The organism is Microbacterium natoriense (assembly GCF_030816295.1).
GTDB lineage: Bacteria > Actinomycetota > Actinomycetes > Actinomycetales > Microbacteriaceae > Microbacterium > Microbacterium natoriense_A.
Genome location: NZ_JAUSXV010000001.1, coordinates 2,702,993 through 2,725,508 on the forward strand (window position 1 = coordinate 2,702,993; position 22,516 = coordinate 2,725,508).

Below are 22,516 nucleotides of genomic sequence, written 5' to 3' on the forward strand. Positions count from 1 at the left end.
TCATCGTGTCGGGTCGGTGCCACGCGACAGCTCGTCCCAGGAATCGATCGCGTCGACAGGACCGGCCGCTGCTCCTTGCGTCTCGGCATCTGTCCGGTAGCGGCGACCGCCGCTCTTCCAGCCTCGTCCGGTGAGAAGCACGACGACGGCGGCGAGCAGGAGGATCACCCAGCCCGCGAGTGCGATGGGCGGCCAGGCCGACGGGATGATCGCGCCGATCACGCCTTCGAGCGCCTCGGGGCCGGCGAGGCCGGTCGTCTCCGTGATCGTCGAAGACACCGCACCGACGGGCGTCGACAGCAGCAGCTGAAGCGTGCTCCAGCCCATCAGGATGGCGACCGCGCCGGCCAGGACGCCGAAGATCAGGCGCAGCACTCGCCCGGTGAGCGAAAGCGCAGCGCCCAGAGCGAGCACGGCGAGGCTGAGCGGGGCGAGCAACGGCAGCGCGGATGCACCGGGGACGAGGATGTCGGAGCCGGCGTCTGCGCGCTGGACCGTGAGCCAGGTCTGCGTGGAGGAGATGATGCCGATCGCGCCGCCGAGCAGGAATCCGGAGACTGCGATCGAGCGACCCCGTCGAGCGAGTTCCATCAGACGCCTGTTCCGGCGACGGCCTCGAGGTCGGTCGTGTCGAAGCAGGTGCGGGTGCCGGTGTGGCAGGCGGGCCCGGTCTGATCGACGATCAGCAGGATCGCGTCGCCGTCGCAGTCGAGTCTGGCCTCGTGCACGACCTGGATGTGGCCGGACGTGTCTCCTTTGCGCCAGTACTCCTGCCGGGAGCGCGACCAGTACACGGCGCGTCCGGACGTGAGCGTCCGGCGGAGCGCCTCGTCGTTCACCCACGCCATCATGAGCACTTCGCGCGTGTCGAACTGCTGGACGATCACAGGGGCGAGACCGTCGGCGTTGAAGACGACCTGAGCGATTCTGTCTTCGATGCTCATCGGACCAGCACTCCTTCCGCGCGCAGCGCGTCCTTCACATCGCCCACGGTGAGTGCACCCGTGTGGAAGACGCTCGCGGCGAGGACCGCATCCGCACCGGCCTTGATCGCCGGAGCGAAGTGCTCCACAGCTCCCGCCCCGCCCGAGGCGATCACGGGAACGGATGCGGCTTCGCGCATGAGCCCCACGAGCTCGAGATCGAAGCCGTCGCGAGTGCCGTCGGCGTCGATCGAGTTGACGAGCAGCTCTCCGGCTCCGCGTTCGGCCGCTTCGCGGGCCCACTCGATCGCGTCGAGATCGGTCTGCCGGCGGCCGCCGTGCGTCGTGACGACGAAGCCGGACGGCGTCGTGTCGGCGCGCTTGACGTCGAGCGACAGCACGAGCACCTGCGCACCGAAGCGGTCGGCGATCTCGCCGATCAGAGCCGGACGAGCGATCGCAGCCGAGTTCACCCCCACTTTGTCGGCGCCCACCGAGAGCAGCCGGGCGACGTCGTCGACCGTGCGCACTCCCCCGCCGACCGTCAGCGGCACGAAGACCTGCTCGGCCGTGCGCTGCACCACGTCGTAGGTCGTCGCACGGGCGTCGACGGTCGCCGTGACATCGAGGAACGTGATCTCATCGGCGCCCTGCGCGGCGTAGTGCCGTGCGAGCTCGACGGGGTCGCCCATGTCGCGGAGGTTCTCGAAGTTCACGCCCTTCACGACGCGTCCTTCGGCGACGTCCAGACACGGGATCACGCGCTTGGCGAGCGTCATCAGAGTCTCGCGGCGTGGATGGCGGTGACGAGGATCGCCCTGGCGCCGAGCGCGTAGAGGTCGTCCATCACCTGGTTGACGCCTCGGCGCGGGATCATGACGCGCACGGCGACCCACTTCGGGTCGCGCAGCGGGGAGATGGTCGGTGACTCGCGACCGGGCGCGATCGCCGTGGCCTGGTCGACGAGTTCCGCCGGCAGGTCGAAATCGAGCAGCACGAAGCGCCGGGCGACCATCACGCCGCGCAGACGGCGCAGGAGGGTGTCGGTGCCTTCGGCCTCGCCGGGACGGCTGATCAGGACGGCCTCGGACTCGAGGATCACCGGACCGAAGATCTCCAGTCCCGCCTGACGCAGGGTGGTGCCCGTCGACACGACGTCGGCGACGGCATCCGCGACTCCGAGTCGCACCGCCGACTCGACCGCGCCGTCGAGCTGCACGAGCTCGGCGGTCACGCCGTGCTCGCGCAGGAAGGCGCCGACGAGCCCAGGGTAGGCCGACGCCACGCGCACGCCGTTCAGGTCGTCGATCGACGAGAAGCGCCCGGGAGGTCCCGCGAAGCGGAACGTCGAACCGCCGAACCCCAACTGCTCGATCTCGGTCGCCGTCTGCTGCACGTCGAGGAGCAGGTCGCGGCCGGTGATGCCGACGTCGAGGGCGCCGGAGGCCACATATGTGGCGATGTCACGGGGACGGAGGAAGAAGAACTCGACGTCGTTCTCGGCGTCGACGATGTGCAGGGTCTTGGGATCGCGGCGTCCGGCATAGCCGGCCTCCGCGAGCATGTCGGCGGCGGTCTCGGAGAGAGACCCCTTGTTGGGAACAGCGATGCGCAGCATGAACAGCCTTCAGGTCGAGACGAGTGGGGCGGAGCGCATCACAGATGTCGGTAGACGTCGGCGAGGGACAGACCCTTCGCGATCATCATCACCTGCAGGTGATAGAGCAGCTGCGAGATCTCCTCGGCCGCGGCCTCGTCGGATTCGTACTCGGCCGCCATCCACACCTCAGCGGCCTCCTCCACGATCTTCTTGCCGATCGTGTGGACTCCACCGTCGAGTTCGGCGACCGTGCCCGAGCCTTCGGGGCGAGTCTGCGCCTTGTGGCTGAGCTCGGCGAACAGTTCGTCGAAAGTCTTCACGATTCCAGGCTAGCCGCTCTGGCGAGGTCCCTCAGCCGGATGACGGCCGCTTCCACGTCATCCGCTCCGTAGACGGCGGATCCGGCGACGAACGTGTCGGCGCCGGCCGCCGCGGCGATCTCGATCGTGCTGTCGGAGATGCCCCCGTCGACCTGCAGCCACACGTCGGATCCGCGACGCTTCGCCTCATCGGCCAGCCCGCGGAGCTTGGGCATCGTCTCGGTCATGAAACGCTGGCCGCCGAAGCCCGGCTCGACCGTCATGACGAGGATCTGGTCGAACTCGTCGATGATGTCGTACAGGCTCTCCCCCGCGGTGCCCGGTTTGATCGCGACGCCGGCGCGTGCGCCGATTCCGCGCAGCGTCCTCGCCAGTGCGACGGGATCCGCGGCGGCTTCGAGGTGGAAGGTGACGCTCGCTGCTCCCAGCTCCGCATAGCCGGGTGCCCAGCGATCAGGATCCGTGATCATCAGGTGCACATCGAGGGGAACCGGGCTCGTGGCCTGAATGCGCTCGACCATCTGCGGGCCGAACGTCAGATTGGGGACGAAGTGGTTGTCCATCACATCGACGTGCGCGAAGTCCGCCGAGGCGATCTTCGCGAGGTCGCGCTGCATGTTCACGAAGTCGGCCGCGAGAATGCTCGGGTTGATCCGGGGCGCACGAGGAAGCGGGTGGTGCAGGTGCATGGTGTCAGTCTCCCTGGGTATCGGATGCGGGCCGCTGGATGAGTGCGAGGAACATCGCGTCGGTGCCGTGACGGTGCGGCCATAACTGCACGCGCCCTGAGCCGTCTTCGGCGAGGTCGATCGGAGTCTGGGCGAGGTCCGCCACCACCGCGCGTGCGTCGAGCTCGATGAAACCCGGTCGCTCGCGCAGCACCTCCTGCACCACGCCCGTGGTCTCGGCCAGGTGCGGCGAGCAGGTCACGTAGGCGACGATCCCGCCAGGCGCGAGCGCGTCGAGAGCGGCGTTGAGCAGTCCGGTCTGCAGCGGCACGAGCTCGGCCACATCGGCCGGCGACTTCCGCCAGCGCGCCTCGGGGCGGCGGCGCAGCGCGCCCAGACCCGTGCAGGGGGCGTCCACGAGGATGCGGTCGAAGGCGCCGGGGCGGCTGCTCGCGAGTGCACGGCCATCCTGCTCGTGCACGACGACCTCGCCGGGCACAGGCCGCAGAGCGCTGCGTACCAGGCCGGCGCGGGCGTGGACGACCTCATTGGCCTCCAGCACGACGCCGTTCTCATGAGCGATCGCGGCGAGCAGTGCGGTCTTTCCCCCAGGGCCCGCGCACAGGTCGAGCCAGCGCTCTCCCGCACGGATCGGTTCGACGGCGGCCAGCGCGAGCGCGACCAGCTGCGAGCCCTCGTCCTGCACGCGAACACGCCCACCCGATCCCGCGACGAAACGATGAGGATCACCGCCGGGCGACGCGAACGCCGTCGACGCATAGGGGCGCCTGGGCTCCCCCGTCTCGGCGAGTCCGGGCAGAGCCACGAGGGTCACCTCGGGCGAGGCGTTGTCGGCGTCGAGGAGCGCATCGAGCTCCGGCGCGCGGCCTTCCGCGGCGAGAGCCCGCCGCAGCGCCCTGATCACCCAGACGGGGTGAGCGGTGCGCAGAGCCAGACGCTCATCGTCGGAACGGGCCTCCGACTCGATGCGCTCCTGCCAGTGCTCGGCGCTCTCCCGGGAGATCCGGCGCAGAACCGCGTTCGCGAAGCTCGACGCTCCCCGACCCTGGGACGCCGCCACGATGTTTACAGACTCGTTCACCGCCGCGTGCGGTGCGACGCGGGTCGCGAGCAGCTGATGGACCCCCAGACGCAGGGCGTCGAGCACGGCGGGATCGATCTCGGATGCCGGGCGATCCGCGGCGGCGGAGATGATGGCGTCGTACGTGCCTCGGCGGCGCAGAGTGCCATAGGTGAGTTCGGTCGCGAGCGCGGCGTCCTGCGGGTCGAGTCCCGCCTCGGCGATCACGGACGGGAGCATGAGGTTCGCGTACGCGTCGGAGGCGGACACGGCCCGCAGCACGTCGTAGGCGACTCGCCTGGCGGGTTGGACCGCGCGCTCGGGGCGACTCCGTCCGGCTCGCGCCGGACCGGGGCGGTGGCCTCCGCGCTGCTCCCCGCTCATGCGCCCGCTCGCAGACCTTCGACCGCGCGCTGGCCGCGCCACCAGTCCACGGCGCTCATCGCGCCCTTACCCGCCGGTTGCACACGACTGACGGCGAGTGGCCGTGTCGCCGTGCCGATCAGCAGAGCGGTCTTCGTCGCGACGATCTCACCCGGCTCGAGCTGCTCTTGCGTGCTCGGCGACGCGGCGAGCACCTTCACGCGGATGCCGTCGACCGTCGTGTGCGCGCCCGGCTCTGGCGTCACGCCGCGGAACCGCGCGAACACCCGTTCGAGCGGCTCACTCCAATCGAGCAGCCCGTCCTCGAGTGCGAGCTTGGGGGCGAGGGTCGGTGCGCCCTCCTGAGGAAGCGCCGAGGCAGAGCCGTCCGCGATCGACGAGACCACCTCTGCGGTGAGTTCGGCGCCGCCGACCGCGAGGGCATCGAGCGCCGCATCCGCGGTGGCCTCAGCCGTCACCTCGATGACTCGCGTGGCGAACACGTCTCCGGCGTCGAGAGCGGGCACGAGCTGGAACACGCTCGCCCCCAATTCGGTGTCGCCGGCGATCAGGGCGCGCTGCACCGGAGCGGCTCCCCGCCACTGCGGCAGGAGCGAGAAGTGGAGGTTGATCCAGCCGTGCGCCGGCGCCGAGAGCAGGGGTTCGCGTACCAGCCCGCCGTACGCGACGATGACACCGAGATCCGCACCCAGCACGGTGATCGCGGCCGTGGCCTCGTCGTCGAGGCGCGCGGCCTTGATGATCGGAAGCCCGAGCTCTTCGGCCGCCTGGGCCACGGGCGAGGGGGTCAGCACGCGCTTTCGCCCGAGCGGCGCGTCGGGGCGCGTGACGACCGCCGCGATGTCGTGCTCGGCTGCGAGCCGACGAAGGGTGGGAACGGCAGCCGTGGGCGTGCCGGCGAAGACGAGGCGCATGAAGGTTCTCCGGAAAGGGATCAGAGTTCTGGATCGAGGATATCGAGACGCACTGAGAGCGCGATGCGCGCTGTGCGACCCTTGCCGCGGCGCGCCGCGACCGCCTCGGCGACGACTGCTGCTCGGAGGGCCGCGGCGACGCGGGCTCCGGCACCGTAGTCGAACCGCACGAGGGCCCTGACCCTCGGCGGCACGTCGTCGGACTCGACAGGCACGGGTCCGAGCACCGCCTCCTTGGGCAGCCCGATGTCGGCGAGCCCGTCGAGCGCGCGAGCGACGGCGACCTGGGTGCCCTCGAGAAGCGCGACCCGCGCGGCCGGCGGCATGTGGAGTGGGGCGCGCTCTGCGAGCTCGGCACGGGCGTAGCCGGACTGGTTCCAGGTCGCGAGAGCGCGAGCGACTCCCCCGTCGACCCCGACGAGATGAACGGGTGCTCCCGGTGCCGCGAGAGCCGCGGCGTTGGACCACCATCGCAGGCACGACTCGCCGATGCGCAGATCGGGAGCCTGCAGCATCCGCGGCCCGTCGAGCAGCACCACTGCGCGATAGCCGCCCTCCGCCAGAGGCTCTGCACCGCGAGTGGCGACGACCAGTGCCGGCTTGTCGGATACGTGCTCGACGGGGTGCGCGCTGTCTGCGACGATCACGCGCACACCGGGGAATGCCCTTCCCAGTTCGTCGGCCGTGCGTTCACTGCCCGAAGAGGCCAGTCGCAGTTTCGTCGACGAGCATGAGGGACAGGACCAGGCCCGCGCTCCCCTGCCGCACCAGCCGCACACCGGCACAGCTCCGCGGTGCTTCGCGCCGAGCGGACCACCGCAATGGGCGCATCGCGCAGGCGCACGGCACTCGGCGCACACGAGCGACGGCGCGAAACCGGGCCGCGAGACCTGTACGAGAACAGGCCCCTCGGCGGCCGCGTTCCGAGCGGACAGGAACGCCGATGACGGCATCCGCTGGGCCGTCGGCTGGTCCATCTCCTGCGGGGTGCTGAGCACGACCCTCGGAAGCACGCGCCGAGCGGCTCTGACGTCCTGCAGCCAGCCGTGCGCGACGAGACGCTCGACGTCGGTGGTGCGAGTGTGACCGACGCACAGGAGCGCAGATCCCTCCTGCTCCTGCCGGATGAGGGCGACGTCGCGTGCGTTCGCGTAGGGCGCGAGCGGCTCGCCGAACAGTGGGTCGCCATCGTCCCAGAGCGCGACCAGCCCCGCGCGCACGGGCGCGTACACCGCCGAGCGGTTGCCGACGACGACGCACGGCGCATCCTCGAGGCTGCGCAGGAAGGAACGGTACCGGTCGGGATTCGACTGACGCGAGTCGTATCGCGCGATCGCCTCGGCAGGCAGCAGCTCTTCCAGAGCTGCCAGGAGGCGGTCGAGGTCGCGATGGTCGGGCACGACGAGGATGCTCGACTCGCCTGCGGCCAGCGCGCGCGTCGCAGCGGCAGCGAGCAGCGCAGCCCATCCCTGCACCTCTCCATGCGGAAGCGGGATCGCCTCGACGGCGGCTCTGCCGTGCTCATCGAGCACGGCGCCGAGTCCCTCATAGGCGCCGACGACCGCTTCCGCCGTCTCGAGGGCAGAGGATTCGGGCACCACCGCGTCGGCATCCGCCGTCCAGGCCTTCTCGACGCGCACCTGCCTCTTCGGGATGACCAGACGCAGGACGTCGGAGGCTGAGCCGGCAGAGCGGTCTGCCACACGCCGGGCCAGCCGGTGCAGACGCTCGGGCAGCACGGCGACCGTCGACACCACGCTGTCGACCTCCGACAGCGGCCTGTCTGCGTCGTCCTCGCTGCCGATATCGACCACGTAGCCGTCTATCACACGCCCCGCGGTGCGCAGGGGCACCTTCACGCGCACGCCCAGGGGCACGTCGCCGAGCTCAGACGGCAGTGCGTAGTCGAAGAGCCGGTCGAGTTGCGGCAGCGGCGAATCGAGGAGCACGCGCGCGATGCGCCGGCTCTCGCTCTCCATCAGAGTCCGGCGGCGCGCCGCAGCTCTTCAGCGCGGTCGGTGCGCTCCCACGTGAAGTCCGGCAGATCGCGGCCGAAGTGGCCGTACGCCGCGGTCTGCGCGTAGATCGGCCGCAACAGGTCGAGCTGCTCGATGATGGCCTGAGGACGCAGGTCGAAGACGTCCGTGATCGCACGTGTGATCTTCTCGTCCGACACCTTTCCGGTGCCGAACGTCTCGACGTAGAGGCCGACCGGTCGAGCGACGCCGATCGCGTACGCGACCTGCACTTCGAGGCGCTCTGCGAGCCCCGCGGCGACGGCGTTCTTCGCGACCCAGCGCATGGCGTAGGCGCCTGACCGGTCGACCTTCGACGGATCCTTGCCGCTGAACGCGCCGCCGCCATGACGCGACGCCCCGCCGTAGGTGTCGATGATGATCTTGCGTCCGGTGAGCCCGGCGTCGCCCTTCGGGCCGCCCGTCACGAAGGGACCAGCGGGGTTGATGTAGAACGTGACGTCGTCGAGATCGAGACCGGTCGTCGCGAGCACGGGTTCGATCACGTGCGCGCGGACCAGTGCCTTGAGCTCGTCCTGAGAGATGTCGGGGTGGTGCTGCGTGGACAGAACGACGGCGTCGACCGTCTTCGGCGTGAACCCGTCGTAACCCAGGGTGACCTGAGTCTTTCCGTCGGGGCGCAGGAACGGCAGCTCCCCGGAGCGGCGCACCTCGGTGAGGCGCTCGGCGAGGCGATGCGCCGTCCATGCGGCCATCGGCATGAGCTGCGGCGTCTCATCGGTGGCGAAGCCGAACATGATGCCCTGGTCGCCGGCGCCGAGGCCGTCGAGCGGATCGGTGGACGTGCCGTCGCGATGCTCCTGCGCGTTGTCGACGCCGCTCGCGATGTCACCGGACTGCTCGCCGACCGAGATGCTCACTCCGCACGAGGACCCGTCGAAGCCGGTGTCGCTGGATGTGTAGCCGATGCCGTTCACCACGTCGCGCACGATCGTCGGGATGTCGACGTAAGCCTCCGTGCGGATCTCTCCCGCTACGTGCACGAGGCCCGTCGTGACCAGCGTCTCGACCGCCACACGGGATCCGGGGTCTTTCGCGATGAGCCCGTCGAGGATGCTGTCGGAGATCTGGTCGCAGATCTTGTCGGGGTGGCCCTCGGTGACGGACTCGGATGTGAACAGACGCAGCGCGCTCATCAGGGCTCCAGAACAGGATCGGAAAAAGGGGTCGCATACATAGTGAACCGCACCTCCGACAGAGTCAGAGGTGCGGTTCACGAATATCACTCTGCGTGACGAAGGCGGAGCTTGTCCTCGTTGATCTCGTGCAGCGCGATCGTGAGCGGCTTGTCCTCGACGGACGAGTCGACGAGCGGACCGACGTTGTCGAACAGGTTGCCCTCGTGCAGATCCGAGTAGTAGTCGTTGATCTGACGGGCCCGCTTGGCGGCGTAGATGACGAGTTCGTACTTCGAGTCGACGCGGTCGAGCAGGTTGTCGATGGGGGGATCGATGATGCCCTTGTTGTGGTGTCCGGCCATGGTGGGACCTCCTGATCAGGCGACGGGTGCGTCGCGAAGACGGTGCAATGGGCGCGCGACCCTTCGACAAGCTCAGGGACCCAGATGGCTCGGGGACCCGGTTCGACGTGTCAGCGCGCAGAGCCTAGGGACAATTCTACGACCTCCGCGGCGGCCGTGGCGACGTCCTCGTTCACGATGAGGTGATCGAACTCGTTCTGCGCCGCAAGTTCGACCTTCGCGGTCTTGAGCCGGCGGGCCCGTTCCTCCGCGTTCTCGGTGCCTCGGCCGACCAGCCGCTGCACGAGTTCGTCCCACGTCGGCGGCAGCAGGAAGATGAGCGTGGCTGCCGGCTCCGCGCGTCGCACCTGCCTGGCGCCCTGGAGGTCGATCTCGAGCAGAACCGTCTTGCCTTCGGACAGCGCGGCGTCGATCGGCGCGCGCGGAGTGCCGTACCGGGACTTGTTGTGCACCACCGCGTACTCGAGCAGCTCGCCGTCGGCGATCAGCCGGTCGAACTCGGCGTCGTCGACGAAGTAGTAGTGCACCCCGTCGATCTCCCCCGGGCGCGGCGCGCGCGTGGTGGCCGACACGGAGAGATGGATCTCGGGGTTGTGCTCGCGGATGTGCGCGGCGACCGTGCCCTTGCCGACAGCCGTGGGGCCGGCCAGCACGAGCAGACGGCTGCGGCCGCCACGAGGCTCCAGCACAGGGAAGCGGCTGTCGAGCCAGCCCCGGAGCACGGCGCGCTGGCGGACGCCGAGTCCGCCCAGGCGCTTGACCGGCGAGATCTGCAGCTCGGACAGGATCCGATCGCGTTTGCCTGCGCCGATAGCGGGCAGCGCCAGCAGGAAGTCGGTGATGCGCATCGAGCCTTCGACCGACTCGGCATCGGCGGTCGCGTGGTCCAGCACCTTCTGCGGGGAGACCACGCGCATGGTGAGGTCGCGCTTGAGCGAGGCTCTGGCGCGTCGGCGTTCCACAGCACGCCGTGCCGCCGCCGCGCGGTCGACCTCGGGAACAGAACGGTTCTCAGCCATGCCGCAGCGCCTCCCGATACGCCTCCGCGGCGCCGACGATCGCATCGGCGATCCCCGTCGCCCCGGCCTTCAGAATGCTCCGGCTCTCGCTGGCGAACACCTGGGGTGCGGCCTGACCGTACCGCGTGCGCAGATCAGCGGGTCCCGCACCCTGGGTGCCGAAGCCGGGGCCGAGGATGGGCGCCGGCGGAGTGAACGCTGCGATTCCGGCATCCGCCCAGTCGACGGTCGCACCCACGACGAAGCCGTGGCTCCCCCACTCGCCATCGGCCGTGTCCGCCGTATTGCGCGCAGACACATCAGCGACGACGGATGCCGACACGGTCGGCCCCTGCGCTGTGCGGGCGCGCTGGATCGCCGCCGCTTCGGGATTGCTCGTGGCGGCGAGGACGAAGGTGCCCTTGCCGTGACGCGATGCCAGAGCGAAGGCGCCGTCGAGCACGCCGACGCCGAGGAACGGATTGACCGTGAGCGCGTCTGCCTCCAGCGGCGAGCCCGGTGTGAACCATGCTGCCGCGTAGGCGTCCATTGTCGTGTCGATGTCGCCCCGTTTGGCGTCGGCGATCACGAGGAGATCGGCAGCGCGGGCGGCCGCGAGCACCTCCTCGAGGGCGACGTATCCGGCGGAGCCGAAGCGCTCGAAGAACGACACCTGCGGCTTCACCGCTGCGACGCGCCCAGCGGCCGCGTCCACCGTCCTGAGGCCGAATTCGCGGACGCCCTCGCCGCTCTGCGGCAGACTCCATGCGTCGAGCAGCGCAGCGTGGGGATCGATGCCGACGCACAGCGGACCGTGCGCGGCGAGAGCCGCCCTCGCCCGTTCTCCGAAGCTCACGCTCCCACCATCGCCTTCCGGTCCTCCGCGTACTCCTGCAGGCTGCGGACCTCGAAGCCCTCGTGGGCGGCGTCCATACCGCTCACCGCGGCGCCGAGCACGGCCATCGTGGTGAACAGCGCCTTGTCGGCGGCGACCGCCGCCGCCCGGATCTCGTAGCCGTCGGCGCGCGTCGCGCCGCCCGACGGAGTGTTCACGACGATGTCGATCGCGCCCTCGTTGATGAGGTCGACGACGTTCTTCGCACCCGATTCCTGCGTCTCGCTGTACTTCTCGACGACCGTCACCGCGATGCCGTTGCGAGAGAGGATCTCGGCGGTGCCCTCGGTGGCGACGATCGTGAAGCCGAGTTGCTGCAGACGGTGCGCCGGCAGGATGACGGCGCGCTTGTCGGAGTCGGCTACCGAGATGAACACCGTGCCCGAGGTCGGCATGCCCCCGTAGGCGGCGGCCTGGCTCTTCGCGAACGCGGTCGGGAAGTCGCGGTCGATGCCCATGACCTCGCCGGTCGAGCGCATCTCCGGGCCGAGGATCGAGTCGACGGTCTTGCCGTCGGCGGTGCGGAACCGCTTGAACGGCAGCACGGCCTCCTTGACCGAGACCGGTGCACCGAGCGGCACGCGCGAACCGTCCTGCTCGGGCAGCATGCCCTCGGCACGCAGCTCGGCGATCGTGGCGCCGACCATGATGCGGCTCGCGGCCTTGGCCATCGGGATGCCGAGGGCCTTCGAGACGAAAGGCACCGTGCGGCTCGCGCGCGGGTTGGCCTCGATCACGTAGAGCACGCCGGCGCTGATCGCGAACTGCACGTTCAGCAGACCCCGAACGCCGACCCCCTTCGCGATCGCGAGGGTGGCCTCGCGCACGCGGTCGACGTCGGTGCGCCCGAGGGACACCGGCGGCAGGGTGCAGCTGGAGTCACCGGAGTGGATGCCGGCCTCCTCGAGGTGCTCCATGACTCCGCCGATGAAGAGATCGGTGCCGTCGTACAGCGCGTCGACGTCGAGTTCGATCGCGTCGTCGAGGAAGCGGTCGACCAGAAGCGGCTTGCCCTCTTCGATGATGACCTCGCCCGCCGTGCGCACGAAGTAGTCGCGCAGAGCGTTGGTGCCGTACACGATCTCCATGCCGCGTCCGCCGAGCACGAAGCTCGGGCGCACGAGCACCGGGTAGCCGATCTCCTCGGCGATGCGGACGGCGCCGTCGACGTCGATCGCCGTGCCGCTGCGCGGTGCGACGAGTCCGGCCTCGTCGAGCAGACGCGAGAAGAGCTCGCGCTCCTCGGCCAGGTCGATCGCCGCGGGACTCGTTCCGAGCACGGCGTAGCCCGCAGCCTCGATGCCCTTCGCCAGGCCCAGGGGGGTCTGGCCGCCCAGCTGGCAGACGACGCCGAGGATCGTGCCGCTCGCGGCCTCGGCGTCGAGCACCTCGAGAACGTCTTCGAGCGTCAGCGGCTCGAAGTACAGACGGTCGGAGGTGTCGTAGTCGGTCGACACGGTCTCTGGGTTGCAGTTGACCATGACGGTCTCGAAGCCGGCATCCGACAGCGCGAACGAGGCGTGCACGCAGGAGTAGTCGAACTCGACGCCCTGGCCGATGCGGTTCGGGCCGGACCCGATGATGACGACCTTCGTACGGTCAGACGGCGCGACCTCGGTCTCGAAGTCGTAGCTCGAGTAGTGGTACGGCGTGAGGGCCGGGAACTCGCCCGCGCACGTGTCGACCGTCTTGTAGACGGGGCGGATGCCGAGGCCATGCCGGATGCCGCGGACCTCCGGCTCCGAGATCCCGCGCAGCTCGGCGAGCTGCGCATCGGAGAATCCGTGCTCCTTGGCGTAGCGGATCGTCTCGGCATCGAACTCGGCCGCCGTGCGGACCGTCTCGGCGACCTCGTTGATCAGCACGATCTGGTCGATGAACCACGGGTCGATCGCGGTCGCCTCGAATGCCTGCTCGATGGTCGCGCCCTTGCGCAGCGCCTGCTGCAGCGTGACGATGCGGCCGTCGGTCGGGATCTTCGAGATCTCCAGAAGCTGCTCCATCGAGCGGTCCTCACGACCCCAGTGGAAGCTCGAGCCGCGCTTCTCCAGAGAGCGCAGGGCCTTCTGCAGCGCCGTGGCGTAGTTGCGGCCGATCGCCATGGCCTCGCCCACCGACTTCATGGTGGTCGTCAGGGTGGCGTCGGCAGCCGGGAACTTCTCGAAGGCGAATCGCGGGACCTTCACCACGACATAGTCGAGCGTGGGCTCGAAGCTCGCCGGAGTGACCCCCGTGATGTCATTGGGGATCTCGTCGAGGCGGTAGCCGAGCGCGAGCTTGGCCGCGAGCTTCGCGATCGGGAAGCCGGTCGCCTTCGAGGCGAGGGCGCTCGAGCGCGAGACTCGCGGATTCATCTCGATCACGATGATGCGGCCGTTCGAGGGGTCGACCGCGAACTGGATGTTGCAGCCACCGGTGTCGACGCCGACGGCGCGGATGATGTCGATGCCGATGTCGCGGAGCTTCTGGTACTCACGGTCGGTGAGCGTCAGGGCCGGGGCGACGGTGATCGAATCGCCCGTGTGCACGCCGACGGGGTCGACGTTCTCGATCGAGCAGACGACGACCGTGTTGTCGGCCGTGTCGCGCATGAGCTCGAGCTCGTATTCCTTCCATCCGAGGATCGACTCCTCCAGGAGCACCTCGGTGGTCGGAGAATCGCGCAGACCGGCGCCGCCGATACGGCGGAGGTCTTCTTCGTCGTACGCGAAGCCCGAACCGAGACCGCCCATCGTGAACGAGGGACGCACGACGAGCGGGTAGCCCAGTTCGGCTGCACCCTCGAGCAGGTCGTCCATCGTGTGCGCGATGACGCTGCGGGCGACGTCAGCGCCGGCATCGAGCACGAGCTGCTTGAAGATCTGACGGTCCTCGCCCTTGTTGATCGCCTCGAAGCTCGCGCCGATCAGTTCGACGTCGTACTTCTCGAGGATGCCGTGGTTGTGCAGCTCGATCGCGGCGTTCAGGGCGGTCTGCCCGCCCAGGGTCGGAAGGATGGCGTCAGGACGCTCCTTCGCGATGATGGTCTCGATGACCTGCCAGGTGATCGGCTCGATGTAGGTGGCATCGGCGAAGTCGGGGTCGGTCATGATCGTGGCGGGGTTGGAGTTGACCAGGATCACCCGGACGCCCTCTTCGCGGAGGACCCGGCACGCCTGGGTGCCGGAGTAGTCGAACTCGCAGGCCTGACCGATGACGATCGGGCCGGAGCCGATGACGAGGACGGAGGAGATGTCGTCGCGCTTGGGCATTACTTGGCGTCCTTCTGGCTTGCGATGACCAGGTCGCGGAACCGGTCGAAGAGGTAGTTGGCATCGTGGGGACCCGCGGCGGCCTCGGGGTGGTACTGCACCGAGAAGGCGGGGATGTCGAGCGCGCGAAGGCCCTCGACCACCTGGTCGTTGAGACCGATGTGGCTCACTTCGACCTGGCCGTAGCCGTTCGGACTCTCGAACGGGCCGTCGAGTGGCGCCTCCACGGCGAAGCCGTGGTTGTGCGAGGTGATCTCGACGCGTCCGGTGGACTTGTCGAGCACGGGCTGGTTGATGCCGCGGTGACCGAACGTGAGCTTGTACGTGCCGAGCCCGAGAGCGCGGCCGAAGAGCTGATTGCCGAAGCAGATGCCGAAGTAGGGCAATTCGGCGTCGAGGACCTCGCGGAGCACCGCGACCTGGGCATCGGATGCCGAGGGGTCGCCGGGACCGTTCGAGTAGAACACGGCCACCGGGTCGATCGCCGTGATGTCGGCGAAGGTCGAGGACTGCGGGAGCACGTGCACCTCGAAACCGCGCGCGGCGAGGTTGTCGATCGTGGCCTGCTTCACGCCGAGGTCGAGGACGGCGAGGTTGCCGATCTTCTCACCGATCGCGGTCGTGACGGTCGCGACCTCGACGGAGACCTGCGCCGACAGGTTCTGACCCGCCATCTCCGGCGCGTCCCGGACGATGCGCAGCTGCTCATCGGCATCCGTCGCCGCCGCCTCCCCCGAGAAGATGCCGCCGCGCATGGATCCGGCCGAGCGGATGTGGCGGGTGATCGAGCGCGTGTCGATGCCGCTGATGCCCACCACGCCGTCCTGCACGAGGATCTCGTCGAGCGAGGCGTTGGCGCGCCAGTTGGATACGACGCGCGAGGGGTCGCGCACGATGTAGCCGGCGACCCAGATGCGTCGGGATTCGGGGTCTTCGTCGTTCATGCCGGTGTTGCCGATGTGCGGCGCGGTCTGCAGGACGATCTGTCCGGCGTAGGACGGGTCGGTCAGCGTCTCCTGATAGCCGGACATGCCGGTTGCGAAGACGACCTCTCCGAGAGTCGTGCCGAGGGCGCCGTAGGCGCGGCCGACATGGCGGGTTCCGTCTTCCAGGACGAGGACTGCCTTATCGAAGGTCATGACGTGGCTCCTGTGTCGTCGGCGGCGGGTACGAGCCGCCGCAGTTCTGCGATGAAGTTCTGCGGATCGCCGTCGGCGATCCGGATGTACGAGTCGACGACCGTGTCGTCGGAGGCGCTCCAGACGATGCGCACGAGTCCGCCCGGTTCGACGACCTTGTCGATCGTGACCGTGGCGCGGTCGACTCCCACGAGGCGCGAGGAGGCGAGGAACACAGTGGGCGCGCCGTCGAGGCAGAGCGCGAGGCCCCGGTCGGTCACGGCTGCCTCTCCCCTGGCCCGGTATGCGAGCGGCGAGATCGCCAGTCGTTCGAGCGGCTGGTCGTGCTTCGTGGTCGACACGTACAGCACCTCGTGCCGATCGACGACCTCGGCGTGCTCCGGGACGCCGAGCGGCGCCGTGAGCGCAGAGTCCCGTCGCACCCTGGCGCGCCAGGCGAGAAGCATCGCGAGCAGCACGAGGGCTGCCAGCGCGATCATGGCTCCGATCGCGAATTCGCGCGTCACTTCGACCCGCCCCGTTCGCTTGTCGCGCCGAGCTCGGCCACGACCGCTCCGTCGTCGACGGTCAGCACGCCGCCGTGCAGCGTGTACTGCACGCGGCCAGGCAGATCGCGACCGAGGTACGGCGAGTTCGCGCTGCGGCCATGCAGGTCGGCCTCGGTGAACACACCGGCGACCGAGGCGTCGTACAGCGCGATGTGCGCCGGCTGCCCGATCTCGAGCGGCGTGCCGTGGCCCGACAGGCGTCCGATGCGCGCCGGTGCGGCGCTCATCACCCTGGCGACGTCCGCCCAGCCGATCAGGCCCGTCTGCACCATCGACTGGTGCACGACGCGCAGCGCGCTCTCGAGCCCGACCATGCCGTTCGCTGCCGCCTGCCACTCGCAGGCCTTGTGCTCGCTGGGGTGCGGTGCGTGGTCGGTCGCGACGATGTCGATGGTGCCGTCGGCGAGGCCTTCGCGCACCGCGATCACGTCTTCCTCACGGCGCAGCGGGGGGTTGACCTTGTACCTCGCGTCGTAGCCGCGAACCAGTTCCTCGGTGAGCAGCAGGTGGTGCGGGGTGACCTCGGCAGTCACGTCGATGCCGCGCTTCTTGGCCCAGCGGATGATGTCGACCGATCCTGCAGTGGACAGGTGGCACACGTGCAGGCGCGAGCCGACGTGCTCGGCGAGCAGGACGTCGCGGGCGATGATCGACTCCTCGGCCACGGCCGGCCAGCCTGCGAGCCCGAGCTCGGCGGAGACCGTTCCCTCGTTCATCTGCGCGCCCTCGGTGAGCCTGGGGTCCTGCGCGTGCTGGGCGATGACGCCGCCGAAGGACTTCACGTACTCCAGCGCGCGGCGCATGATCAGCGGATCGAAGACGCAGAAGCCGTCGTCGCTGAACACCCGCACCTGGGCGCGGGATGTCGCCATGGCTCCGAGTTCTGCGAGACGCTCGCCCTTCTGTCCGACCGTGACGGCGCCGATGGGCTGGACGGTGGCGTAGCCGGCCGCCTCGCCGAGCGCGAGCTCCTGCTCCACGACCCCGGCGGTGTCGGCCACCGGCGACGTGTTGGGCATCGCGAACACTGCCGTGAACCCGCCGGATGCCGCGGCCTTCGTGCCGGTGAGGATCGTCTCGGACGCCTCGTACCCCGGCTCACGCAGATGGGTGTGCAGATCGACGAGCCCCGGAAGGGCGACCAGGCCGTTCGCGTCGATGACGCGGGCTCCCGCTCTGCTGAGACCGGACCCGATCTCGGCGATCACGCCGTCGTGCACGATGATGTCGGCGCTCTCGGCACCGAGAAGCTGTGCGCCGGTGATGACGAGGGTCTCGCTCACTGGTCTCCCCCTCGTTCTTCGTCTCGTTCTCCTGCAAGGAGCAGGTACAGCACCGCCATGCGGATGGACACCCCGTTCGTCACCTGTTCGAGCACGGTCGAGCGTGCGGAGTCGGCGGCTTCGGAGGAGATCTCCAGGCCCCGGTTCATCGGTCCGGGGTGCATCACAATGCTACCGTCCGGCAGCCCGTCGACGCGCAATGCGTCCAGCCCCCATCGACGTGAATACTCCCGCTCAGTGGGGAAATACGCGGCGTTCATGCGTTCGAGCTGAATGCGGAGCATCATGACGGCGTCCGGCCCCTCGGCCAGTGCCTGGTCGAGGTCGTAGAGCACCCGCACCGGCCACAACGACACGTTCTGAGGAACGAGGGTCGGCGGCGACACCAGGGTGACCTGAGCGCCGAGTGTCGTGAGAAGCCAGACGTTGGAGCGCGCGACCCGGGAATGCAGGACGTCCCCGACGATCACGACGCGGACGCCACTGAGGTCGCGGCCTCGGCTGTCGGCTCCGAAGCGCCGCTTGCGGATCGTGTAGGCGTCCAGCAGAGCCTGTGTCGGATGCTCGTGTGTTCCGTCGCCGGCGTTCACCACGCCGGCCGAGATCCAGCCGCTCGTGGCGAGCGTCTGGGGAGCGCCGGACGAGGGATGCCGCACGACGACCGCGTCCGCTCCGATGGCTTCCAGGGTCTGCGCCGTGTCTTTCAGGCTCTCGCCCTTGGAGACGCTGGAGCCCTTGGCCGCGAAGTTGATGACGTCTGCGGAGAGCCGCTTCGCGGCGGCTTCGAAGGAGATGCGCGTGCGCGTCGAGTCCTCGAAGAAGAGGTTGACGACGGTCTTGCCGCGCAGCGTGGGGAGCTTCTTGACCTCGCGCGACTGCGTGTCGGACATGTCCTCGGCGATGTCGAGGATCCGCAGAGCGGTGCTCTGGTCGAGCGTCCGGGTGTCGAGAAGATGTCTCATGCTTCGATCGTCACCCCCTCCGCGCCGTCGTCTTCGAAGAGACGGACGTTGACGCGCTCGCTGCGGGCCGACGGGATGTTCTTGCCGATGAAGTCGGGGCGGATCGGCAGTTCGCGGTGCCCGCGGTCGATGAGAATCGCGAGGCGGACGATGGCGGGGCGCCCGATCGACTGCAGCGCGTCGAGAGCGGCGCGGATGCTGCGCCCGGAGAAGAGCACGTCATCGACCAGGACGACGGTCTTGCCGTCGACGCCCCCGGCGGGGATGTCGGTGGGATGCGGCGAGCGGGTCGGGTGCTTGGCCAGATCATCGCGGAACAGCGTGACGTCCAGCGCCCCGGAGGGAACAGACGTCTGCGCGATCTCGCTGATCAGAACGGCCAGACGGCGGGCGAGAGTGACTCCGCGGGTCGGAATGCCCAGCAGGACGAGGTTCTCGGCGCCTCGATTCGACTCGAGGATCTCGTGCGCGATGCGGGTCAGCGCCCGCGCCACATCGGCTTCGTGCAGCACGGTACGTGCGCTCATCAGCCGCTCCCTTCTCCGCCTCTCTGGACGGTGTTAAAGGTTGCTTCGGTGTTCCCAGTCTATCGGGTCGCTCGAGGCGGGTTCACGACGTCGGCTGAAGGTCCTCGTCGGCGATCCTGCCGGTCTCGATGATCCGCGAAGAGCGGATCGGGTGACCGGACGTCGAGAGGCACCGACCGGTCTTGAGATCCCACTTCCAGTCGTGCATGCTGCACGTCAGGACGCCGTCCTCGTCGACCTTGCCGGTCTTGGTGAGGTCGGCGCGCAGGTGCGGACAGCGACGCTGAACGATCCAGTCGCCGATCTCCGCGTCTTCGGTCTGGTCCGTCTGCTCCTGGTACCAGTTCTCGACGTACTCGATGCGGTCGACCGAGAGGCACTTGAGGAAGGTCGTGAGGAACTCGTTGAACTTGCCGCTGCGGCCCACCTGGAACTGCATGGACAGGAAGATCGAGTTCGACCAGTCGATCTCGTGGTCGCGGATGTTGGTCGACACGAGGTCGGCGGGGATCGTGTACCAGTAGATGCACTCCTCGCCGGCGTACTCGCGGACTTTGGCGCGGGGGAAGTCGACGACCATGTCGAGATCGCCGATCCTGAAGCGGACGTTGCCGCCGACACCGAGACGGATCGTGCGCGACTTCTTCAGCAACGGCTCCCACCAGGTCTTGATGGAATCGAGCATCTCCGCGGGCGGGATGACCTCGGCGCGCGTGGCCTCCTCGTCGCGGAGCTCCTGCTGACGGCTCGCCCGCTGCTCCTCGAGATAGTCCCACTTCTCGTCGAAGATGTGCTCGATCTCGGCATCCGAGTACAGCGACTGCTGCGTGGTGACCTCGCCGCCGGCCACAGTCACCACAGTGCCGGGGATGAAGAGCCGCCCGTCGTACTGCGGCGCGAGCTCCTTCATATGCGCGAGGAACTGCTTCTGATCGGTGAAGATCGACTCGCCGTTGCGGCCCACGCCGTTGAAATCGAACAGGTCGTCTCGGAGGAACATGGGCGGCCCCGCCATCGGGAAGACGTGCGCGGCATCGACCTTCTCGATGTAGTACATCGCGCGCTTGTTCTGCGCGTCGCGCTTGAGCTGTGCGAAGTTCTGCTTGGCGTCGAGCGGCAGGTCGTAGACCATCGGCCACCAGATGGCCCCGGACACCTGAGTGAAGTACGCGTCGGGCTTGCCGAAGTGCATGAGCCGGTCGAGATCGAGCGGGTGCGAGTCGTTCTGGTTCAGCACGGAACCGGTGCCGTCGTCGACGCTCAGCGACGAGTCTCCGATCGGCCCGTCGCTGGGCGCGCGCAGCGGCGTGATCATGAGCTTCAGCTCACCGCGCTGGATGATCTCACCAGCCGGGGCGTAGGTGATGTTCGTGTACCCGAGAGCACGGATGTCCTTCTCGAGATCGTCGGTCGGGTACTCCGGGAGCAGAACCTCGATGTCCTTGCGGATGTACTGCTCGAGCAGTCGCGGGTCGAAGTGATCGCGGTGCCGGTGCGAGATGTAGAGGAAGTCGGCCTCGCGTCCGAACCTCTCCCAGTCGAGACCCCGGTTGTCGGGGAACGGGAACCAGGAGCCGAAGAAGGAGGGGCCGAGCACGGGGTCGCAGATGATGTTGCCACCGACCGTCTCGATGAACATTCCCGCGTGGCCGAGTCCCGTGATCCGCATTGCATTCCTCTCGAAGTGGACCCATCGAGTCTACCGGCGGCCTCCTGGGCACCACCGGAGACGGGCCGTGACTAACCTCGTTGCGCAGTCGTTACGCAACCCTGACCGGTTCGTGACCGATCTCACGGCGTCCATGCGGACTTCGCCCCATAGCCTGCCCGCATGAACATGACACGGAGGGTCCTCGCAGTACTCGTCCTCGTCTCGCTCGGCGCCTTCGGCCTCGCCGGCTGTGCGGCATCGTCCGGCGGCGGTTCGGTCCAGAACGCCGGGCAGGCTCCGGCGCAGGACGTCCCCGCCGAGGCCGATCCCGACGAGCCGGATACCGCGGTCGTGATCACGGGGCGCATCTCGATCGTCGCAGAGGATCCGATCGACGCCGCGGGTGCGGCGACGGTGATCGTGACGGATGCCGGCGGCCGCGTGAGCGCGCGCACGGAGCACGCAGCCGAAGACGGCAGCCAGGCATCCGCCGACCTCACCCTGCGCATCCCCGCCGACGCCCTCGAAGACGTGCGCAGCGAGCTCGCAAGCCTCGGCACAGTGAAGGAGACCACGTTGGACTCCGCAGAGGTGGGCGGCACGCAGCGGGACCTCGATGCCCGGATCACGACGCTCCGGGCATCGATCGCGCGCTACAACGAATGGCTGGGAACGGCCTCGGCGACCTCCGACCTCATCGAGCTGGAATCGGCGATCGCCGAACGGCAGACCGAGCTGGAGGGTCTGGAGGCACAGGCCCGCGCGCTCGATGACCAGGTCGCCATGTCCACGATCACGCTGAGCCTCATGTCGGAGTACGTGCCGGTGAAGACGGCGCCGGACGACTTCGGCGAGGCGCTGCTCGTCGGCTGGAACGGCTTCGTCGCTTTCTGGAGCGCTGTGCTGATCGCCCTCGGCGTGGCTCTTCCGTGGCTCGTGCTGTTCGCGGCGATCGCGGTCGGCGCCACGCTGCTGACGATCCGCGCCCGCAGGCGTCAGTCCATGCGGCTGCAGCCGCCGCAGCCGGTGCTCGACGCCGCCCTCTTCCCGGCGCCGGAGCAGATGCCGGCGCCGGAGCAGGTCACGGCGCCGCGCTAGTCCTCGAACAAGCCGCGGATGTCTTCAGCAGTCAGGGACTGGGCGAACAGTTCGTCGTCATCCATCACCGCCGTGAACAAGCGCGCCTTGCGCTGCTGCAGCTCGAGCACCTTCTCCTCGATCGTGCCGGCCGAGATCATGCGGTAGACGAACACCTGGCTGGTCTGGCCGATGCGATGCGTCCTGTCGATCGCCTGAGCTTCTGCAGCAGGATTCCACCACGGGTCAAGCAGGAAGACGTAGTCGGCCTCGGTGAGGGTCAGCCCGAACCCTCCGGCCTTGAGGCTGATGAGGAACACCGGCTGCTCGCCCGCCTTGAAGCCGTCGATGACGTCCTGGCGGCGACGGGTCGAGCCGTCGAGATGCGCGTACGGGATGCCTGCCTCGTCGAGTCGCGCTGCAGCGAGATCGAGGAACGACGTGAATTGGCTGAACACCAGCGCCCTGTGCCCCTCCGCCTGCAGCTCCATCACGCGTTCGAGCAGCGTGTCGAGCTTGCTCGAGCCGATCTCCGCATCGTTCTCGTCGATGAGGCCGGGCGCCAGGCTCAGCATGCGCAGCAGCGTGAGCGAGCGGAACACGATGAACCGGTTCTTGTCGAGATCGTCGATGAGACCGAGAACCTTCTGCCGCTCCCGCTGCAGGACGACGTCGTAGAGGGCGCGGTGCGCGGGGCTCAGCTCCACCTCGAGCAGCTGCTCCTGCTTGGGCGGCAGGTCGGCGGCCACGAGTTCTTTGGTGCGCCTGAGCATGAGGGG

22 protein-coding genes are annotated in these 22,516 nt (G+C 68.7%); 1 reads left to right on the forward strand and 21 read right to left on the reverse strand.

Annotation, left to right across the window (positions count from 1 at the left end):
- From QFZ53_RS12625 to QFZ53_RS12720, 20 genes are all read right to left on the reverse strand, one after another.
- A complete protein-coding gene (locus QFZ53_RS12625; RefSeq protein ID WP_307296911.1) occupies positions 1-591 on the reverse strand; it encodes a Trp biosynthesis-associated membrane protein in 591 nt (196 codons plus the stop codon).
- Positions 591-944 (reverse strand): phosphoribosyl-AMP cyclohydrolase, encoded by a 354-nt coding sequence (gene hisI, locus QFZ53_RS12630; RefSeq protein WP_307296913.1) that lies wholly within the window; start codon positions 942-944, stop codon positions 591-593. Before hisI ends, QFZ53_RS12625 begins: the two co-directional genes overlap by 1 nt.
- The gene (hisF, locus tag QFZ53_RS12635; RefSeq protein WP_307296915.1) at positions 941-1,702 is read right to left on the reverse strand and encodes an imidazole glycerol phosphate synthase subunit HisF; all 762 of its coding nucleotides are present in this window, start codon (positions 1,700-1,702) and stop codon (positions 941-943) included. The genes hisI and hisF overlap by 4 nt, the downstream gene beginning before the upstream one ends.
- Positions 1,702-2,541, reverse strand: a complete 840-nt coding sequence (hisG, locus tag QFZ53_RS12640) for an ATP phosphoribosyltransferase (RefSeq protein ID WP_307296917.1) — start codon at positions 2,539-2,541, stop codon at positions 1,702-1,704. The genes hisF and hisG overlap by 1 nt, the downstream gene beginning before the upstream one ends.
- A gap of 38 nt (positions 2,542-2,579) precedes the next feature.
- A complete protein-coding gene (locus QFZ53_RS12645; RefSeq protein WP_307296920.1) occupies positions 2,580-2,843 on the reverse strand; it encodes a phosphoribosyl-ATP diphosphatase in 264 nt (87 codons plus the stop codon).
- On the reverse strand, positions 2,840-3,532 hold the full coding sequence (gene rpe / locus QFZ53_RS12650) for a ribulose-phosphate 3-epimerase (RefSeq protein WP_307296922.1): 693 nt from the start codon (positions 3,530-3,532) through the stop codon (positions 2,840-2,842). Before rpe ends, QFZ53_RS12645 begins: the two co-directional genes overlap by 4 nt.
- 4 nt (positions 3,533-3,536) lie before the next feature.
- Positions 3,537-4,976, reverse strand: a complete 1,440-nt coding sequence (locus QFZ53_RS12655; protein ID WP_307296924.1) for an RsmB/NOP family class I SAM-dependent RNA methyltransferase — start codon at positions 4,974-4,976, stop codon at positions 3,537-3,539.
- A complete protein-coding gene (fmt, locus tag QFZ53_RS12660) occupies positions 4,973-5,890 on the reverse strand; it encodes a methionyl-tRNA formyltransferase (protein WP_307296927.1) in 918 nt (305 codons plus the stop codon). Before fmt ends, QFZ53_RS12655 begins: the two co-directional genes overlap by 4 nt.
- 20 nt (positions 5,891-5,910) lie before the next feature.
- Positions 5,911-7,869: a primosomal protein N' gene (locus tag QFZ53_RS12665; RefSeq protein ID WP_307296929.1), complete on the reverse strand. Its 1,959-nt coding sequence runs from the start codon at positions 7,867-7,869 to the stop codon at positions 5,911-5,913.
- Positions 7,869-9,062: a methionine adenosyltransferase gene (metK, locus tag QFZ53_RS12670; RefSeq protein WP_292909798.1), complete on the reverse strand. Its 1,194-nt coding sequence runs from the start codon at positions 9,060-9,062 to the stop codon at positions 7,869-7,871. The genes QFZ53_RS12665 and metK overlap by 1 nt, the downstream gene beginning before the upstream one ends.
- A gap of 86 nt (positions 9,063-9,148) precedes the next feature.
- Positions 9,149-9,406, reverse strand: a complete 258-nt coding sequence (gene rpoZ / locus QFZ53_RS12675; protein WP_045258544.1) for a DNA-directed RNA polymerase subunit omega — start codon at positions 9,404-9,406, stop codon at positions 9,149-9,151.
- 110 nt (positions 9,407-9,516) lie between these two features.
- Entirely contained in the window at positions 9,517-10,425 is a 909-nt protein-coding gene (gene gmk, locus QFZ53_RS12680; RefSeq protein WP_307296936.1) for a guanylate kinase, read from the reverse strand.
- Positions 10,418-11,260: an orotidine-5'-phosphate decarboxylase gene (pyrF, locus tag QFZ53_RS12685; RefSeq protein WP_307296938.1), complete on the reverse strand. Its 843-nt coding sequence runs from the start codon at positions 11,258-11,260 to the stop codon at positions 10,418-10,420. The genes gmk and pyrF overlap by 8 nt, the downstream gene beginning before the upstream one ends.
- Complete coding sequence (carB, locus tag QFZ53_RS12690) at positions 11,257-14,550, reverse strand: carbamoyl-phosphate synthase large subunit (RefSeq protein WP_307296941.1); 3,294 nt, start codon at positions 14,548-14,550, stop codon at positions 11,257-11,259. The genes pyrF and carB overlap by 4 nt, the downstream gene beginning before the upstream one ends.
- Positions 14,550-15,689, reverse strand: coding sequence for a glutamine-hydrolyzing carbamoyl-phosphate synthase small subunit (carA, locus tag QFZ53_RS12695; RefSeq protein ID WP_307296942.1), 1,140 nt, complete (start codon positions 15,687-15,689; stop codon positions 14,550-14,552). Before carA ends, carB begins: the two co-directional genes overlap by 1 nt.
- Complete coding sequence (locus tag QFZ53_RS12700; protein ID WP_292909790.1) at positions 15,686-16,195, reverse strand: PH-like domain-containing protein; 510 nt, start codon at positions 16,193-16,195, stop codon at positions 15,686-15,688. The genes carA and QFZ53_RS12700 overlap by 4 nt, the downstream gene beginning before the upstream one ends.
- Positions 16,192-17,520, reverse strand: coding sequence for a dihydroorotase (locus QFZ53_RS12705; protein ID WP_307296947.1), 1,329 nt, complete (start codon positions 17,518-17,520; stop codon positions 16,192-16,194). The genes QFZ53_RS12700 and QFZ53_RS12705 overlap by 4 nt, the downstream gene beginning before the upstream one ends.
- Positions 17,517-18,482 (reverse strand): aspartate carbamoyltransferase catalytic subunit, encoded by a 966-nt coding sequence (locus tag QFZ53_RS12710; RefSeq protein ID WP_307296949.1) that lies wholly within the window; start codon positions 18,480-18,482, stop codon positions 17,517-17,519. Before QFZ53_RS12710 ends, QFZ53_RS12705 begins: the two co-directional genes overlap by 4 nt.
- Positions 18,479-19,009 (reverse strand): bifunctional pyr operon transcriptional regulator/uracil phosphoribosyltransferase PyrR, encoded by a 531-nt coding sequence (gene pyrR, locus QFZ53_RS12715; RefSeq protein WP_292911163.1) that lies wholly within the window; start codon positions 19,007-19,009, stop codon positions 18,479-18,481. Before pyrR ends, QFZ53_RS12710 begins: the two co-directional genes overlap by 4 nt.
- An 82-nt stretch (positions 19,010-19,091) precedes the next feature.
- A complete protein-coding gene (locus QFZ53_RS12720) occupies positions 19,092-20,678 on the reverse strand; it encodes a Rieske 2Fe-2S domain-containing protein (RefSeq protein WP_307296953.1) in 1,587 nt (528 codons plus the stop codon).
- Between the two features lie 162 nt (positions 20,679-20,840).
- Here QFZ53_RS12720 and QFZ53_RS12725 point away from each other — a divergent pair, with 162 nt between their 5' ends.
- Positions 20,841-21,758, forward strand: coding sequence for a DUF4349 domain-containing protein (locus QFZ53_RS12725; RefSeq protein ID WP_307296956.1), 918 nt, complete (start codon positions 20,841-20,843; stop codon positions 21,756-21,758).
- On the opposite strand, the gene QFZ53_RS12730 is transcribed toward QFZ53_RS12725, so the two are convergent.
- Positions 21,755-22,510 (reverse strand): DEAD/DEAH box helicase, encoded by a 756-nt coding sequence (locus QFZ53_RS12730; RefSeq protein ID WP_373426287.1) that lies wholly within the window; start codon positions 22,508-22,510, stop codon positions 21,755-21,757. The genes QFZ53_RS12725 and QFZ53_RS12730 overlap by 4 nt on opposite strands.
- Positions 22,511-22,516 lie beyond the last annotated feature (6 nt).